Consider the following 18946-nt stretch of genomic DNA (forward strand, 5'->3'; position numbering starts at 1 on the left):
GGGCTGTTCAAAAAACAGCCCTTTTATCTTACTAACAATCAAAATTATTTGGCAGTGATCGTATAAGTTGGAACACTTGGGTTGGTGAAGTCCAGCATAATATCGTAAGTACCTTCAGTACTTGGAATATTTGCTCCATCCAGCTCCAAAATTCCATCTAATCCGTTGTCACCATAATTTACACCCCAATCGTTATTGACCCTGAATTTGATCTCACCATCCAATAATGGTACATCATTGGCATAGTAAATCCCCTCATTGCAATAGTCAGGAGTGAATGGGAAATCCGGTGTTGCTCCCCAATCGTTATATCCAGATCCAACAACGCCATAAACACTTGTTTTCTCAATGCTATAGGTCAAATTATTAAAATCAACAATAACTTCATAATAACCTAAGGTAACCGGAATATTTCCTCCACCTGACTGCAAAGTACCATCCGCAGCATCAGATCCGTAATTCACAGTCCACTCATTGTTTTGACGGATTTTCCATTCTCCATCATTCAATTTAACAACGGCTCGCCAGGTATCTGAACAAGAGTCATACATTAGTGGTACGTCAGGACCATCCCAACCGCCTGGGGTTGCACTTCCTACCAATCCCCAAGAATATTTCTCAATGGCATAAGTAAGATTATTTTCATCGAACGTGATCTTGTAAGATCCGGCCTCAGCAACAGGAATGTTACCTCCATTAGGTTGTAAAGTTCCGTCATTATTGTCTGAACCGTAATTTACATCCCAGTTATTATCCCTTCTGATCTTCCATTCACCAACAATCATATCGATGTAGGCAACATAAACTCCTGATTCAGCAGTTTTATAGAATGGCGTGTCTGGTCCTTCTCCCCAGCCGCCTGGAGTTGCGCTACCCACAACACCCCATGGGGTCGTCAGGTCAAGAACACCAGAATAAGCAGTGGCCGTTAAACTTGTTGGATCAGTTGCTTTACTGTATTGTTTGGATAAAATAATATCAACCATTACATCCAGATTCGTTGCAGTTCCCGGTTCCGCACCGAGGTTTAAAAGAACTTTGTTAAGATCTTCTGTCATAAATACTTTTTCCAAAGCAGATCCTGCGGCTACTGATTCAACAGGTGAATCTTCAACGCCAGCTAAAGAGAAAAGAATGTTATATTCGGCTGCAGCCTCATATCCAAAATCAGGTTTGGCCCATGATACAGTAAGTACGGGAACCCCTTCATTTGCCTCTTCCAAAACAATATTGTCATTATTCAGGTTGACCGTAGTGGTAAAATCTTCGTTGATCACAACCACATCATCGTCCGAACAGCCAACAAATACTGTTGTAAAGGCTAATAAGAATAATATTTTGTTTATATATTTTTTCATGATATATGTCTGTTTATTAATTAATAACCTTCGTTTTGTTCAAGGCCAGGATTTGCGATGATATCTGCTGAAGGAATAGGATAAACATCTCTCCATTTTTCCGTTGTTTTTCCTTCCATGATACCGCCTTTCCAAGGCCAAACTCCATTTTCAGTAAACTGATTAAAACGAACAAGGTCAGTTCTCCTGTGTCCTTCCCAGTGCAATTCCCTTGATCTTTCATCAAGAATAAATTCAAGAGTCAAATCAGTGGCATCAATATTTCCGGCAGAACTTCCGTAAGCTCTTTCTCTAAGCATATTAATATATACTGCTGCTTCAGAGGCACTTCCTCCTCCACCTCTTAAAAAGGCTTCCGCATACATCAAATAAGCATCTGCTAATCTGAACATTGGAAAATCAACATCAACAAAATCCCCTGATCCATCTGATCCCTGGTTTCCGTTTACGTCCACATTTTTAAATTTCTCAACGGCATAGCCATTAGAAAAATTGAAAGGATCTTCGATCTCAAGGGTTTGATCTTCTGTAAAGAAGTTGGCCCTTCCGTCTCCTGTTTCCGTAATGGTATAGGTATTATTTGTTCTGTCCAGGGTGATATAATACGCTCCATCATTGGCAATGGCAATATTTGCACCTCCTTCTTCCAAAGTACCATCGGCACCATTATCGCCTAGGTTAAGGCCCCAGTCATTGTCAAATCTGAATTTGATCTCGCCGGCAACCAAATTAGCGTAGATGGCATATTGATCCGTGGCAGATTCATGCATTACCATATCAGGTCCAGACCATTCATTTGGAGTGGAACTTCCTACCAAGCCCCATTTTGATTCAGGTCCTATGGCCTCATTCAAAGCATCAGTATCCAAATCTCCAAATTGGAACACAAAATTCTTGGTGGTTCTGATACCACCCCAGCCTCCGTTGATTCCAAAGTCTGCAGCATTCATCTTTCCTCCTACAGGGGCATGTGTCAAGAACGTTGTTCCTCCGTATCCGGTAGTATTGATTCCGTCAAATCGGATCGGGAAGATGATTTCATTTTGAGAACCGTTGACATCGTTGTCTGCAAGGAAAAGCTCTGTGTAGGTGTCGTGCAAGGTATACCCGGCATTAATTACCTTAGTGATATTCGCCATGGCCTCTGAAGCTTTCGATTCATTTATGTAAACATCTGCATTCAAATACAATTTTGCCAAAAGCATCCAAACCGTTGCCTGGTCCGCCCTTCCGTATTCGTTCTGACGAGCTCCTACCATTGATGGCTCAATCTCATTTAATTCTGATATTAACCAGTCAAAAACAAACTCTCGGCTTTTTTGTTCAGGGAAGAAGTTTCCTACAGCATCCTCTTCAGTTACAAAGGGGATGTTTCCATAAAAATCAATAGCGTGCCAGTAACTCAAGGCTCTCATAAATCGAGCCTCAGCTCTGAATATCTGAATCTCCGCTTTTAATGCACCGTCTACGCCTCTTCCGTCCAGTTTTTCATCCGTAGTTTCTCTTAAAAACTGGTTTGCAATCCCGATCTGGAAATAAATCCGGTCATACATTGCACGGATAAATTCGTTAGAAGGGGTCCATACATGGTTATGAAGATCATGAATGGTTCCGTCATTCCATGCAATAATTGCTTCATCCGTATTTAACTCCTGGTGCTTCCAGAACTGTCTTAAATAGTTCGAAAACCCTTCGTCAATTCCTTGGATATCCGGATTACCGGCCGGACCTTCTTGTCCACTCACGGCAATACCAGCATATACCCTTGCAAGAAACTCTGTATAAGCTTCGGGATCAGCAAAAGCCTGACCCTCGGTAAGTTCAGTAACAGGTTGTTTGTCTAATTCACTTTCACAGGATACAAATCCAAATGCAAGCACTAAAGCGACAATACCTACTTTTAATTTTATATTATTAAATATTTTCATCATCAATGCTTTTAAAAGTTAATGTTAAATCCAAGTAAGAATGTCTGTGGTCTTGGATAAAAATTATTGTCAATTCCTCCACTAATTTCAGGATCTAAACCTTTATATCCTGTAATGGTAAATACATTCTGAACAGTTGTATATAATCTTAATCCAACTTCTCCTTCTTTAAGGTCATCAAAGGTATAACCCAGAGAAAGGTTATCCATTTTCAAGAAAGATGCATCCTGAATATAGTAGTCAGACCAGAACTGTTGTGTTTTAAAATCCGTATCCAGATAATCTGAATGAACATTCCTTAGAGTTCCTAACTCATATAAGGCCCCTTCATAACCTCTTGAAGAAGCAACGTTATTGTAGGCATAGTTTCCAAGTGTGGCCCTAAGTGTAAATGATAAATCAAAATTATGGAAATTCATATAAGATGAAAAACCGAATAAATAATCAGGATTTGGATTTTTATAGATTCTCTTGTCACTGTCATTGATTACCCCGTCTCTGGCATCAGCAATCCCGTCACCATTGGTGTCAACGGTTAATTGATCCACATAAACTCCTTCTAAAGGATTACCGCTTTCATCATAAACCTGTTCAAACACCAGGTATGAGAATTGTGGATGTCCTACTTTATGCGTTTGAATGGTATTACCTACACCTCCGCTAATACCACCTTGGGCAATACCCGGTGATAAAGGATCATCAACATTATTCAATTTCTTGATCTCATTGCTTAACCAGGTAGCATTAAAGTTCACGTTCCACGTAAAATTTTCTCTCTGGAAAATATCAGCGTTCAGTGTAAATTCAACACCCTGACTTGATAAATCACCAATATTCGTATATAGGTTATTGGTAAGGTTGGATCCGGCCGGAGGAGCAATCGTACTTAGGATATCAGAAGACTCTCTTTTAAAGTATTCTATCGAACCTGTGATAACATCATTCATAAAACCATAATCCAAACCAATGTTGTAGGTGTCAGATTCTTCCCACTTGATATTCTTGTCATATCCCTCCGGACGTAATGTGTAATGGTAACTGCCTCCAAATGGATATCTCACCCCGTTATCTCCTGGAGTGTAAATAGGCAAATAACCAAAATCTTTATCAATTTCCTGTTGTCCTGTTTGTCCAAATCCGAGTCTTAATTTCAAATTTGATATGGTTTCAGAATCCTGAAGAAAAGCTTCTTCAGAAATGTTCCAGGCAAGAGCACCAGAGAAGAAATTCGCCCATCTGTTTTCAGGGGCAAATCTTGACGAACCATCACGACGATACGTAAATGTTACCAGGTACTTATCATTAAAGGTATAATTCAGACGTGCAAAATAAGATTCCAAGGCATTTAAAGAAACAATTCGTGGACGCCCTGTAACATTACCTAAACCTGTTTCTGTAACATTTGAATTCTCACGATAAAAATCCTGGAAGGAATGTCCGAGCATTACATCAACTTTATGCTTGTCCGCAAAAGTGTTCAGGTAGTTCAGGTAAACATCTGCAAGCGTGTTCCTTTTCAATTCAGAATAATCTCTAACTGATCCCAGAGAGTTATATCCACTGGCAGATTCTGCAGGAACAATGAATTGCCCCTGAACTTCTGAATAATCAAAACCAAGGTTCAAAACCACACTAAGACCTTCCAAGAAGTTGAATTTATAATCAAACTTCGCATTTCCCAAATACCTTTGTGTATTTGCATTATCATAATTCTGCATCAATTGGCCAACGGGGTTTCTTGGAGCCAGGTTATTCGGGCTGCCATCATTGTTCAGCCATTCCCAGTATCCGCCATATTCAGGGCTTCCGCTGTAAATTGGTTTCGTAGGGTCAAAACTCACTGAATTTCCAATGGCTCCCTGATCAGCAAATCGATCCTGAACCCAGGATCCGCGCAGATTGAAATCCATCTTCAACGAATTGTCAAACAAATTTTGTCTGAAATTCATGGCAATACTTGGCCTTGAAAATTTCCCTGTTTTTAAAATTCCCTCCTGATACATGTATCCAACTGAAACTCTATAAGAACTGTTGTCAAAACCTTCTGATAAGGTAATATTGTTGTCCGTTCCAAATGCGGTTTGGTAGATATTGTCTTGCCAGTTGGTAGTATCATTGGTTAGTAATGCAGAAGCGTCAGGGTTCTCAAGAGAATTGATCGCCTTTCTGAATTGGCTTGGTTTTAGCACGTCAACCGTGTTCGATTTTACACCGGCAGATACGTAACTTCCAATCTCAACCCGGAAGTCTGAATTCATTCTTCCTGACTTTGTTGTAATGATGATAACCCCGTTTGTCGCTCTCGATCCATAGATCGCTGTTGCAGAAGCATCTTTTAGAATGTTAAAACTTTCAATATCATTCGGGTTAATCGAATTTAGTGCAGGACCCTTCTGGTCAATCGGCACCCCATCAATTACATATAGCGGGCTGTTATTGCTCAACGATGAAATACCACCCCTGATCTTAACGTCTCCTGTTTCACCCGGTCTACCACTGGGAGGTGTAACATTCACACCTGCGGTTTTACCCGTGATCAATTGTTCAGGTGAAGCGATAACACCAACGTTGAACTCTTTTTCGCTTACTTTTTCTACCGCACCGGTTGCATCTTTTTTGGTTGTTTGTCCATAACCAATCAATACAACTTCATCTAAACTCTCCGCAGATTCCATCAGTACAACCTGCATATTATCCGTTGCAGGTAACTCTGTACCGGTATATCCAACATAAGAGAATACTAATATCGCATTTTCCTCAACCTCGAGTTCAAAATTCCCGTCGAAGTCTGTGGCTGTTCCCTGAGTTGTACCTTGTATCATTACAGATACACCGGGAAGGTCAATTCCTTGGTCATCTTTTACATTACCTGTGATAAGTTCCTGAGCGGAAATCATCATTGGCAATAAAAATAAAATCGCAAAGACTAATTGTCTAATTTTTTTCATAAAAATGAATTTAGTTATTAAGCACTATGATTTGTAATTAAACTTGCTGTTATTGAATATTTCACGTTACGAATTTAATTCGTTAACAGGGATTTAACACAAAATTAATACATGAAAAAAATTGCGAAAACGTTTTCGTGTTGATAAGTTTTATTACGCAAACGTTAGAGTAAATTTTCGACCCAAGTTAAAGATGTTAATAAATTCCAAATTTAAGAGGGGAATATTCACAAATTCTTAAAATATAGGGCTCAAATTATATACTTGACATTGGTAGAATTATTTGATTTTTTTCACCGATTAAATTTTCCTATTTTTATGAACATAAACCGGAGTTGATTGTGACAATTTAATTTGGTTTTATTGCTTGGGTGTTACAGGAAGAAAAATATTGATTTAAACCTGTACATTTTTTTAGAATTAGAGGGCGAATAAAGTATGAAACAAAAAATTACATTAAAAAAAATAGCGAAGGAATTTGGTGTTTCAATTTCGACAGTTTCAAAGGCTCTAAAAGATAGTCACGAGATAAGTTCTGAAGTAAAGGAAAAGATTCAGGCTTTCGCCAAATATTATCATTACAAACCCAATAGCCTTGCCCTAAACCTGCGTAATCAAAAAACGAAAACCATTGGTGTCATCATTCCTGAGATCGTACACCATTTCTTTACCAAAGTCATTACGGGAATTGAAAAACTCGCTAACGAAAAAGGTTACAACGTTATGATCTGCCTTTCGAACGAATCATACGAAAAGGAGGTACTAAACCTTGATATGCTGGCAAATGGAGTGGTTGATGGCATTATTGCTTCAGTGGCCAAAGAAACAGAAGCAAAAGAAGATTACAGACACTTTACAGAGTTGATCGATAATGGAATCCCACTGGTCATGTTTGACAGGGTGGTCGATGAAATTGAATGTAATAAAGTTATAGCAGACGATAAAGGTGGAGCTTTCCTCGCAACGGAACAATTGATCAAAAATGGTTGCAGCAATATTGCACTTATTACAACTCCTGACTATGTAACTGTAGGGCATGAAAGAAAGGAAGGATATCTTAAGGCCCTGAACGAATACAATGTCCCGACTAATGAAGATCTCGTGATCACAATTGATGATCAAAAATCAATTGATGATCAGCTGAATGATTTATTTGAGGGAAATACAATTCCGGACGGTATATTTGCCGTAAACGAGATTTACGCCGCCACTGTGATGAAAGTAGCAAGAAAATTTGGTCACTCGGTACCGGACGATATTGAAGTTATTGGCTTTACCGATGGTCTCATTTCTGAATTTACATCTCCTTCATTGACTACTGTGGCTCAACATGGGAGAACAATGGGTCAAAAAGCTTTGGAACTTCTTCTCGATGAAATTGACTCGCAAGACCTTCAGTATCATCACAAAACACATTTAATACAGACTGATCTCAAAGTTAGAAACTCAACAAAAAAGGTTCAACTTCAGAATTAAGAAATAAATTTTATATATTTGACCCTTATTAGTAAATATTTCACGACTTGCTAATTATTTAATACTTCACTAACGGACTTGGCCATGTGCTGAATCCCAACCTATTTATTTGATGTTCGACAACTTGCAAGAGGAGGTTTTCTTTTGTGTTCTTGACGTAACATGTAATAAATAAAATTTCACTTTAATTCTAAATCGATTATGGAAAAAAGACGTCTTAGTTTTTGGGAGATATGGAACCTTAGTTTCGGATTTCTTGGAATTCAAATGGGTTTTGCCCTTCAAAATGCAAATGCCTCTAGAGTATTACAAATATTTGGAGCTGATGTACATGAACTGTCTTGGTTCTGGATTGTGGCCCCGTTAACTGGGTTAATTGTTCAACCTATAATCGGCTATTACAGTGATCGCACATGGACAAAATTAGGAAGAAGGAGACCCTTTTTTCTTACAGGTGCTTTATTGGCATCAATTGGATTGATCCTGATGCCAAATGCTGATATGTTTACTGCATTTATGCCTGCCCTTTGGGTGGGAGCAGGAATGCTCATGATCATGGATGCTTCTTTTAATGTAGCCATGGAACCATTCAGAGCTTTGGTTGCCGATGTTTTACCAAGTGATCAGAGGACCTTAGGTTTTAGTGTTCAGACCGTGCTGATTGGAATCGGTGCTGTTCTGGGTTCTTGGTTACCTTATGTTTTGACCAACTGGATTGGCATTGAAAATACGGCGGAACCCGGCAAGGTTCCTCTGAGTTTAATGCTATCATTTATTATTGGTGCTGCCGTACTCATAACAAGTATATTGATAACGGTCATTACCACAAAAGAATATTCTCCCGAGGAAATGGCGCTGATCAACGGAGCTGAAGAAGATGAGGCGATAGAGGAATCAAGTTTACTCAACATCTTTACAGATTTCAAAAATATGCCATTGACCATGAGACAATTGAGCTGGGTTCAGTTCTTTTCCTGGTTTGGTCTGTTTGGAATGTGGGTTTTTTCAACTCCGGCAATAGCACATCATGTCTATGGACTTCCACTAGACGATTCTCATAGTACTGATTATCAAAATGCCGGTGACTGGGTTGGAATTCTTTTTGGGGTATATAATCTGATATCTGCAATATATGCCTTTTTTCTGCCTGCAATTGCGGAAAAAGTGGGGAGAAAAAGAACTCATGCGATATCACTTATCATTGGTGGGTTAGGCTTAATCTCAATTTATTTTGCTCCTGACAAAAACTGGTTGATACTTTCGATGGTGGCCATAGGCGTGTCCTGGGCTAGTATACTGGCCATGCCCTACGCAATTTTAGCAGGATCCATCCCACCAAAGAAAATGGGAGTCTACATGGGTATTTTCAACTTTTTTATCGTTATCCCACAAATCATAAATGCCTTGATCGGAGGGCCTATCGTAAAATATGTTTATGACGGGAATCCAATTTACGCATTGGTGATAAGTGGTGTTTCCTTTTTGATCGCCGCAGCTCTGGTCTCAAAAGTAAAAGATGTTGATGATCATGTTTCATTAAAAACAGAATAATCAGAAATGAAAAATAAGGCCTTTATATTTGACCTTGACGGCGTAATCGTGGATACGGCAAAGTATCACTATCTGGCTTGGCGTGAACTGGCAAATCAGTTAGGGTTTGATTTCAGTCATGAACAAAATGAACTTCTTAAGGGCGTGAGCCGGGTTAGATCTCTCGAAATTCTCCTGGATATAGGAAATGTAAAGCTCGATCAGGATGAAAAAGAAAAATATCTTCATGAAAAAAATGAACAATACCTAAAATATATAGCCAAGATGGACCATTCTGAAATCTTGCCTGGTATTGACGAGGTATTACATTATTTAAAACGTAACCAAATTCCTTTTGCCTTGGGATCTGCAAGTAAGAATGCCCGGCTTATTCTCAAAACCCTTAATCTTCTTGATCTTTTTGATGCCATCGTTGACGGAAATGACGTCAGTACAGCGAAACCTGATCCTGAAGTGTTTTTAATAGGTGCAGATAAACTCGGTGTACCGGCCAAAGAATGTATTGTGGTTGAAGATGCCAAAGCGGGTATAGACGCCGCTGCCAGGGCGGGAATGACGAGTATAGGGATCGGCGACCCCGACGTTTTGGAAAACGCCGATTACAATCTGATAAATACAAATGAATTAACTGTTGATTTCGTGCAGAAATTAATCGCTTAAATACAAGACCATGAATTTAGATTATATCAAACCAGATGACTGGAAAATAATTGAGGAAGGATTCAACAAAGAACATGTTACTGCTTCAGAAAGTATCTTTAGCATTGGAAATGGCGCTATGGGACAGCGTGCCAATTTTGAAGAAGATTATAGCGGTGACACTTTTCAGGGAAGTTATATCGGTGGGATTTATTATCCTGACAAGACACGTGTTGGTTGGTGGAAAAACGGATATCCTGAATATTTTGCCAAGGTACTAAATGCTCCGAACTGGATAGGAATAGGAGTTAAGATCAACGGAAAAACCCTTGACTTAAATAGCTGCAAGGTTATCGATTTTAGCCGTGAACTCGACATGAGAAATGGTGTCCTGACAAGGTCTTTTATTGCAGAATTTGAAGACGGAGATATGGTAAAAATTCTGGCCACGAGGTTTCTGAGTATGGATCTGCAGGAGGTTGGAGTGATCAAATACAGTGTTACCCCGATCAATTTTCAGGGAACTATTGAATTTGACCCGTATTTAGATGCCGGCATCATGAATGAAGACAGTAATTACGATGAATTTTTCTGGGAGATTCTTGATAAAAAACAAGAAGATAACGAAGCTTTTATCATCTCGAAAACCTTGAAAACAGGATTTCAAGTGTGTACTGGAATGAAGATAGAGTTAATTCTCAACGATTACATCATTGACATTGAAAAAGAATCGTCTTCTACAGACAAAAGTATCAAATACGCCTATAAAACGCTGGTAAACAGTGGAGACACTTTTACAATTGTAAAATACGGAGGATACACACAATCGATGAATCATCCAAATTCTGAGCTATATAATGTTTCTAAAAATACTTTGAATGCTGCAGCCGAACAAGGATTTGATCAACTGTTCGAAAAACAGCAAAAGGCCTGGGATAAAATATGGGATACTGCCGACATCACGATCACCGGTGATATGAAGGCTCAACAGGCTATCCGATTTAATATTTTCCAGCTTAATCAAACCTATTCTGGAGATGATTCAAGATTGAATATTGGTCCAAAAGGGTTTACAGGTGAAAAGTACGGAGGTAGCACCTATTGGGATACCGAAGCATACTGTATACCTTTTTACATGAGTACCAAGGATAAGGACGTGGCCAGAAATTTGCTTTTGTACAGATATAATCAATTGGACAAAGCCATTGAAAATGCCGAAAAATTAGGATTTACAAATGGCGCTGCCCTTTATCCAATGGTAACAATGAATGGTGAGGAATGCCATAACGAATGGGAAATTACTTTTGAGGAAATTCACCGTAATGGAGCCATGGTGTATGCCATTTATAATTATGTGAATTACAGTGGAGACTACGAGTACGTGGTAACGCATGGAATGGAAGTAATTTTGGCCATTGCACGGTTTTGGAGTCAAAGAGCCACCTTATCCGGCGACAAGGACCAATATGTAATTCTGGGTGTAACCGGGCCCAATGAATACGAAAATAACATCAACAATAACTGGTATACAAATTATCTGGCCAAATGGTGCCTTGAATATGCGCTTGAAAATCTGGAGGAGATTAAGGATAAATACCCTGAAGATTATGTCCGCATCATTCAAAAAGTGGCATTGGACGAGTCCGAAATAGCCAACTGGACGGAAGTGGCTGATCGAATGTATTTCCCTTACAGTGAAAAATATGAAGTTTTTCTTCAGCAGGACGGGTTTCTGGATAAAGAACTTGTTCCGGCCGATCAATTATCTAAAGCTGACAGGCCTATCAATCAAAACTGGTCCTGGGACAGAATATTGAGATCCCCTTATATCAAACAAGCTGATGTTCTTCAAGGATTTTATTTCTTTGAGAACCTTTTTGAACTGGAGGCTCTGGTAAAACATTTTGATTTTTATGAGCCCCTAACGGTCCATGAATCTTCCTTATCCCCATGTGTACATTCCATACTGGCAGCCAAAATTGGAAGAATTGAAAAGGCCTATGAAATGTACCTGAGAACCTCAAGGCTGGATCTTGATGATTATAATCATGAAGTTCACGAAGGTTTGCATATCACGTCGATGGCGGGAACCTGGCTGTCCATCGTCCAAGGATTTGGAGGAATGCGAAACTTTAATGATCAGCTTTCATTTGACCCTGTTATTCCTAAAAACTGGAAATCTTACTCATTTAAAATCAAATACAGAGATCATACGATAAAAGTTTTCAAAAACCATGAAGGCTGTAAATTTTACAACGAATCCGATACACCTGTAAATATTATCGTCTCCGGAAAGGAGGTCACCATATTTAACCAGGATCTGGTCATATTATAAACCTAAATTCAATACCTATGAAACGTCTTGCATTGTTCTTTATCAGCTTTATCTGTATTAGTGCCTTTGGTCAGATTGAAAGAGTCGAACCGCCAAACTGGTGGGTTGGCTTTAAAAATCAAGATCTTCAATTGCTAATTAAGGGTGAGAATATCTCTGATTACACCCCAAATATTGAATATGCAGGAGTAAGTATTGTAAAAACTAACAAGGCGAAAAGCCCGAATTACCTTTTTCTCGATCTGAGTATTTCAACAGATACAAAGCCGGGAACAATGCAAATTGTTTTCGAGCGTAAAGGAAAGAAAAAACTCAAGTATGAATACGAGTTAAAAAAACGTTCAAGACCTTCAGAGGAATTTCTAGGTTTTGACAGTTCCGATGTAGTTTATTTAATTACCCCGGACCGTTTTGCGAATGCCCTGACTGAAAATGACATTGTTAAGGGATTAAAAGAAGCTGCTATAGACAGAAACGATGACTATGCAAGGCATGGAGGTGATATTAAAGGCATTTCAAACCATCTTGATTACATCGATGAGATGGGGTTTACCGCAATCTGGTCTTGCCCTGTGCTTACCAATGACATGCCTCAGGCCTCTTATCACGGTTATGCCATTACGGATCTTTACCAGATTGACCCAAGATTCGGCACCCTGGAAGAATATATTGAATTATCGCAAAAAGCAAAAGCCAAGGGGATTAAGTTAATTATGGATCAGGTAGCGAATCATTGTGGGATAGGACACTGGTGGATAAAAGATCTGCCTTTTGAAGATTGGCTTAATTATCAGGCAGCCTATGAAGCTGGTGAGAAAACAACTTATTCAAATCATAAAAGGACCACAAATCAGGACATCTATGCTTCCAAAATTGATGCCATTGGAATGACAAATGGATGGTTTACTGATAGTATGCCGGATTTGAATCAGAACAATCCGTTTATGGCAACCTACCTCATTCAAAATTCAATTTGGTGGATCGAAACAGCCCAACTTGGTGGAATCAGGCAGGATACCTATCCCTACCCGGACAAAATATTTATGTCAGAATGGGCAGGAGCCATTATGAAGGAGTATCCTAACTTTAGCATCGTTGGCGAAGAATGGAGTTATAATCCGTTACTTGTTGCTTATTGGCAGCAGGGTGCCGAGAACCATGACGGATACCATTCAAATCTGACCTCGTCAATGGATTTTCCAATGCAGAAGACAATTTCAGATGCACTTAAAGAGAAAGAACAATGGAATTCGGGGCTAATCAAAATTTATGAAGGCCTTGCCAATGATTTCCATTATCCGAACCCTGAGAAAATCATGATTTTTCCTGACAATCATGATATGGACAGGATACATACCCAACTCAATGAGGATCCGGTACTTACCAAAATGGCTCTGGCTTATCATTTAACCTTGCCCAGAATTCCTCAAATTTACTATGGCACCGAGATATTAATGCAGAATACGGCTAAACCCGGGGATCATGGACTGATCAGGACCGATTTTCCCGGAGGCTGGGAAGGAGATGAGGTGAATGCTTTTACCGGAGAGGGCCTCAAAGCGGATCAAAAAGACATGCAGGCCTATGTAAAGACACTTTTGCGATTCAGAAAAAACTCCAAAGCTATACACAAAGGGAAAACTGTACACTTTGCACCAAAGGATGGGGTCTATGTCATGTTCAGAGTTTTAAATGAAGAAACCGTGGTGTTGATTCTAAATAAAAATGATGACCCCGTTGAACTGGATTTATTACGATTTAAGGAAATGATTCTTGACAACAGAGATCTAAAGGATGTAATCACGGGGGAGAATCTGATTTGGAAGGATAAATTAGTTCTAAAGGAAAAAGGAGCCAGGGTATTGTCCACAAAATAGATCTATGCGCAGAATCAGTTGTTCATATCATTATGTTTATCTGTTTTTCTTTGCTATCTGTTCAAATTTAGTGTCTGCGCAGGTAACTTTTGTGATTGATGAAATCCCTGAGAACACCCCGGTAGGTGAGAAGATATTCATTTCCGGCAATTTTGAAGGATGGACAGGCGGGCAAGACAAATATAAAATGAAATCCATGCAAGGAAAGTATGTATATACCTTCAATGAAATGGATGAGAGGCCGATCGAATTTAAGTTTACAAGAGGTAGCTGGGCTACCGTGGAGGTAGATCATGAAGGGCTACAGATGGAGAACAGAACCTATTCGTTTAAACGGGAAAATGACACCGTGAACCTTAGCATTTCGCGATGGCACGATTTCAGCCCGGCAAAAAGCACTGCCTCAAAAAATGTCCGTGTTCTTGATGAAAACTTTGATATGCTTCCTTTGAACAAAAAAAGAAGAATCTGGATCTATCTTCCTGAGGAATATGAAAATGATCAAAAAAAATATCCTGTTTTGTACATGCATGACGGACAGAATTTGTTTGATGCAACTACTTCCTTCAGTGGTGAATGGCAAGTGGATGAGACGCTGGACAAACTGAAAGATTCAATCGGCCTGGAACTTATCGTAGTTGCAATTGATCATGGAGGAGCTGAAAGAATTGATGAATATTCGCCCTGGAACCTTGAAAATTATCCAACAAATGCAGAAGGAGATCAATATGTAAGATTCATTTCTGAGAATTTAAAGCCCTATGTGGATGAGAATTACCGTACACTTAAAGAAGCTGAAAATACGGGTATAATGGGAAGCTCCCTGGGCGGCCTGATCTCATTTTATACAGCCATCGAATACCCTGAAGTATTTGGTATAGCAGGTATCTTTTCACCTTCTTTTCCACTGGTGGATGAAGAGATAGAAATTTCTCAGAGAAACCCTGAACTACAAAAACTTAGAATTTATTTCATGTCGGGAGGTCGTGAAGGCCACAATGTCGTTAAGGAAATGAAACTTATGTCTGAAAAAATGATTCAATCAGGCATACCCGTTGAAAATATTTATACCAGGGTAAACCCCGTCGGAGAACACAATGAAAAGCTTTGGAAAGCTGAATTTGAAAGGGCTGTAATCTGGTTATTCGAACCTAAAACTTGAATCAAAAATTATTGAAATATGAACACAATGTTTAAGAACCTCTTGCTTGTCAGTATAGTGATATTGATCTCTTCATGCGGAAGAGATACTCAAAAAGCTTCGGAATCGGCCGGGGAAAGGTCAAATGCTGAAACTTTGACGGAAGAAACACCTTTTCTTTGGGAAAATGCCAATTTATACTTCCTTCTTACCGACAGGTTCAATAATGCAGATCCGGAAAATGACATGAACTTTGACAGGAATTTACCAACTGCTCCCATGAGGGGATTCCAGGGTGGTGATATTAAAGGAATAACCGCAAAAATCAAAGATGGTTATTTTACAGATTTGGGAATCAATGCCATATGGTTCACGCCCGTCGTTGAACAAATTCATGGAGGTACAGATGAGGGAACAGGATTTACATACGGCTTTCACGGTTATTGGGCAAAGGACTGGACGGCACTGGATCCAAACTTTGGAACCTTGGAAGATCTCGCTGAACTTGTAAAAGTAGCTCATGAGAATAAAATTAGAATCGTAATGGATGCCGTGATCAATCACACGGGCCCTGTTACTGAAAAAGACCCTGTCTGGCCATCGGATTGGGTTAGAACCAGTCCTAAATGCGAATTTGATTCCTACGAAACAGCTGTGACCTGCACTCTAGTTGAAAATCTTCCGGACATATTAACCGAATCGGATGATAATGTTGAACTTCCTGAGGCACTTATTAAAAAATGGAAGGCAGAAGGAAGATATGAAAAGGAAATGGCAGAGCTTGATTCCTTCTTTGAAAGGACGGGATACCCGAGGGCTCCCAGGTTCTACATTATTAAATGGCTTACGGATTTTGTGAGAGATTTTGGTATTGACGGATTCAGAGCAGATACTGTAAGGCACATAGAAGAACAAGTATGGGCTGAGTTCAAAAACGAATGTGATGAGGCATTTTTATCATGGAAAAAAAATAATCCTGGATTGGTATTGGATGACAACGATTTTTACATGGTTGGAGAGGTTTATGGATACTATATTATTTCAACAGGAAAAAGTTTTGATTTCGGAGATGTTAAGGTGAATTATTACGACCATGGCTTTGACAGTATGATCAATTTTGAATTCAAACAGAGTGCAGAACAGGATTATGAAAGTATTTTCTCAACCTACAGCAATATGCTCAATAATGACAGCTCTGGATTTCAGGTACTCAACTATCTGACCTCTCATGATGATTCCACTCCTTTTGATAAAGAAAGAGCTAAACCTTATGAATCAGCAACGAAATTGCTGTTATCACCTGGAACGGCCCAGGTATATTACGGAGATGAATCTGCACGAAACCTTATTATCGAAGGAACCCAGGGGGATGCAACTTTGAGATCCTTTATGAACTGGGAAGATATCAGTACAAATCCGGAAACCCAGTCTTTGCTGGAACACTGGCAAAAATTAGGTAAATTCAGAATTGCACATCCATCTATTGGTGCAGGAAAGCACAAAATGATCAGTGAATCTCCTTATGTTTTCCAGAGACAATTTAAAAAGGGTGATTTTGAAGATACCGTAGTCGTAGGGCTTAATCTTGGTGAGGGCAGCCAAACCATATCTGTTGGTAATAATTTTAAAGAAGGAGCAGCCTTACATGACGCCTATTCTGGGATTAAAACTGTTGTAAAAAATGGTGCGGTAGAAATCAATAGTCCTCACTCAATTATTTTATTGGAAGAAGTTAGATAAAGTTTCTTATGAAAAAACCAGCTATTCTTTTTATAATTTCATTAATCGGCTTATTTTTCGGCTGTTCAAAGAATAATGATCAAAATATTCCTGAGATGAAGGATGACAAACATAAAAAAGTAATCTATCAGGTTTTCACACGCCTTTTTGGTAATGAAAACAGGACCAACAAACCCTGGGGTACGATTGAAGAAAACGGAGTAGGAAAATTCAATGATTTTAGTGATAGTGCTTTAAAAGGTATACGTGAACTTGGAGTTACTCATATTTGGTACACGGGGGTATTACATCATGCCATGGTAACAGACTATACGGCTTACGGAATCTCAAATGACGATCCGGATGTAGTAAAAGGCAGGGCAGGATCACCCTATGCCGTAAAAGACTATTACAGTGTAGATCCTGATCTTGCAGAAGACCCAGCCCGGCGAATGGAGGAGTTCGAGGCGCTTATAGAGAGGACACATAATCAGGGTATGAAAGTAATCATCGATATAGTTCCCAATCATATAGCCAGAAAATACGAAGGCTTAAATAATCCTGAAGGTGTTGTGGACTTCGGGGAAAATGATGATAATTCAGTTACCTATAAAAGGGATAACAATTTTTATTATATCAATGGGGAATCCTTTCAGGTCCCGGAATGGAGAGATAATTACAAGCCTCTGGGAGGGGAAACACATCCTCTTGCCGATGGTAAATTTGAAGAAAATCCGGCAAAATGGACCGGAAATGGCTCGCGTTTATCTCGGCCGGATCAAAATGACTGGTATGAAACAGTAAAAATCAACTATGGAATTGCTCCAGACGGAACGAAGGATTTTGAAAGCCTCCCGCAAGGTTACGATCAGATGGATTTTAACGCCCATTATGAATTCTGGAAGGATAAGAACGTTCCTGATTCCTGGATCAAATTCCGGGATATTGCACTTTTCTGGCTGTCCAAGGGAGTTGACGGCCTGAGGTATGATATGGCCGAAATGGTTCCCGTTGAATTTTGGAGTTACATGAATTCCTCCATTAAAGTCAAATACCCGGAGGCCTTATTACTGGCAGAAGTTTATAATCCAAGCTTATATAGGGATTATATACGCTTGGGGAAAATGGATTATTTGTACGATAAAGTTGGTTTTTATGATAGCATAAAACATATCGTACAGGGCCATGGCTGGACGGATCATATTCCAAAGGTTCAGGAGGAAGTCCAGGATATTGAACATCAGATGCTTCATTTTCTTGAAAATCATGATGAACAAAGAATTGCTAGTCCCGATTTTGCGGGGTCTGCGGAAAAAGGAAAGCCCGCTATGGTAGTTTCAACTACCATCAGCACTTCTCCTACCCTTGTGTATTTTGCTCAGGAATTTGGAGAACCAGGGGCCGAAAATGCCGGATTTGGCTCCCCGACTCGTACTTCAATTTTCGATTATATAGGGGTTCCTTCTTTACAACGCTGGACAAATCATAAAAAATTCGACGGAGGATCGCTTAAGCCTGAAGAACAACAACTACGTTCATTCTATAAAAAGCTTCTGTCTTTCACTATTGGAAGCGGGGCCCTGATGGGAAAATATCGAGAAATTCACTATTTCAATAAAGACCGTAACCCTGCTTACGATCATCGTATTTTCTCTTTTGTGCGATGGAGTCAGAATGAACACTTGGTTATTGTTTCCAATTTTGACGAAAACAACCATTATAAAACTGACCTTATTATTCCCGAAGATCTTATTAAAGAGTGGGGGCTTCAAGATGGCACCACCTACCAGGTGAAAGATGAGCTTTCGGATAACTCAATAAGCGAACTGACAATTGTTCAGGGAGAGGGGAAAATAAGTATTGATCTCGCTCCCCTTGATTCGAATATTTTTCGTTTACAAAAAAATAAATAGGCTACACCCTCGAGTGTGAACCTATTTATTCTTCATGAAGGGGGAAAAATTTGATTAATTA

Annotated in this window: 11 protein-coding genes; 8 read left to right on the forward strand and 3 right to left on the reverse strand. The window is 39.4% G+C overall.

Features of this window, described 5'->3' with window-relative positions:
* Positions 1-44 precede the first annotated feature (44 nt).
* Genes LCM02_RS09865 through LCM02_RS09875 form a run of 3 tightly spaced genes read right to left on the reverse strand, consistent with a single transcriptional unit; the run spans position 45 to position 6234 of the window.
* Positions 45-1358: a SusE domain-containing protein gene (locus tag LCM02_RS09865; protein ID WP_224928860.1), complete on the reverse strand. Its 1314-nt coding sequence runs from the start codon at positions 1356-1358 to the stop codon at positions 45-47.
* Positions 1359-1378: 20 nt separating this feature from the next.
* Entirely contained in the window at positions 1379-3286 is a 1908-nt protein-coding gene (locus LCM02_RS09870; protein WP_224928865.1) for a RagB/SusD family nutrient uptake outer membrane protein, read from the reverse strand.
* Between the two features lie 11 nt (positions 3287-3297).
* A complete protein-coding gene (locus LCM02_RS09875) occupies positions 3298-6234 on the reverse strand; it encodes a SusC/RagA family TonB-linked outer membrane protein (protein WP_224928868.1) in 2937 nt (978 codons plus the stop codon).
* A 438-nt stretch (positions 6235-6672) separates the two neighbouring features.
* On the opposite strand from LCM02_RS09875, the gene LCM02_RS09880 reads away from it, so the two are divergent.
* The 8 genes from LCM02_RS09880 to LCM02_RS09915 all read left to right on the forward strand — a co-directional run bounded on the left by LCM02_RS09880 (position 6673) and on the right by LCM02_RS09915 (position 18885).
* Complete coding sequence (locus tag LCM02_RS09880) at positions 6673-7710, forward strand: LacI family DNA-binding transcriptional regulator (protein WP_224928871.1); 1038 nt, start codon at positions 6673-6675, stop codon at positions 7708-7710.
* 201 nt (positions 7711-7911) lie between these two features.
* Positions 7912-9261 (forward strand): MFS transporter, encoded by a 1350-nt coding sequence (locus tag LCM02_RS09885; protein WP_224928873.1) that lies wholly within the window; start codon positions 7912-7914, stop codon positions 9259-9261.
* Positions 9262-9267: 6 nt separating this feature from the next.
* Positions 9268-9921: a beta-phosphoglucomutase gene (gene pgmB, locus LCM02_RS09890; protein ID WP_224928876.1), complete on the forward strand. Its 654-nt coding sequence runs from the start codon at positions 9268-9270 to the stop codon at positions 9919-9921.
* 10 nt (positions 9922-9931) lie between these two features.
* Positions 9932-12235, forward strand: coding sequence for a glycoside hydrolase family 65 protein (locus LCM02_RS09895; protein ID WP_224928879.1), 2304 nt, complete (start codon positions 9932-9934; stop codon positions 12233-12235).
* Positions 12236-12252: 17 nt separating this feature from the next.
* Positions 12253-14112, forward strand: a complete 1860-nt coding sequence (locus LCM02_RS09900; RefSeq protein WP_224928881.1) for a glycoside hydrolase family 13 protein — start codon at positions 12253-12255, stop codon at positions 14110-14112.
* Between the two features lie 4 nt (positions 14113-14116).
* Positions 14117-15274, forward strand: a complete 1158-nt coding sequence (locus LCM02_RS09905) for an alpha/beta hydrolase (protein WP_224928883.1) — start codon at positions 14117-14119, stop codon at positions 15272-15274.
* Positions 15275-15301: 27 nt separating this feature from the next.
* Positions 15302-16993 (forward strand): alpha-amylase family glycosyl hydrolase, encoded by a 1692-nt coding sequence (locus tag LCM02_RS09910; protein WP_224930208.1) that lies wholly within the window; start codon positions 15302-15304, stop codon positions 16991-16993.
* Positions 16994-17001: 8 nt separating this feature from the next.
* Complete coding sequence (locus LCM02_RS09915; protein WP_394369938.1) at positions 17002-18885, forward strand: alpha-amylase family protein; 1884 nt, start codon at positions 17002-17004, stop codon at positions 18883-18885.
* Positions 18886-18946 lie beyond the last annotated feature (61 nt).

The sequence above is a fragment of the Lutimonas saemankumensis genome (assembly GCF_020171465.1).
GTDB classification, from domain to species: domain Bacteria; phylum Bacteroidota; class Bacteroidia; order Flavobacteriales; family Flavobacteriaceae; genus Lutimonas; species Lutimonas saemankumensis.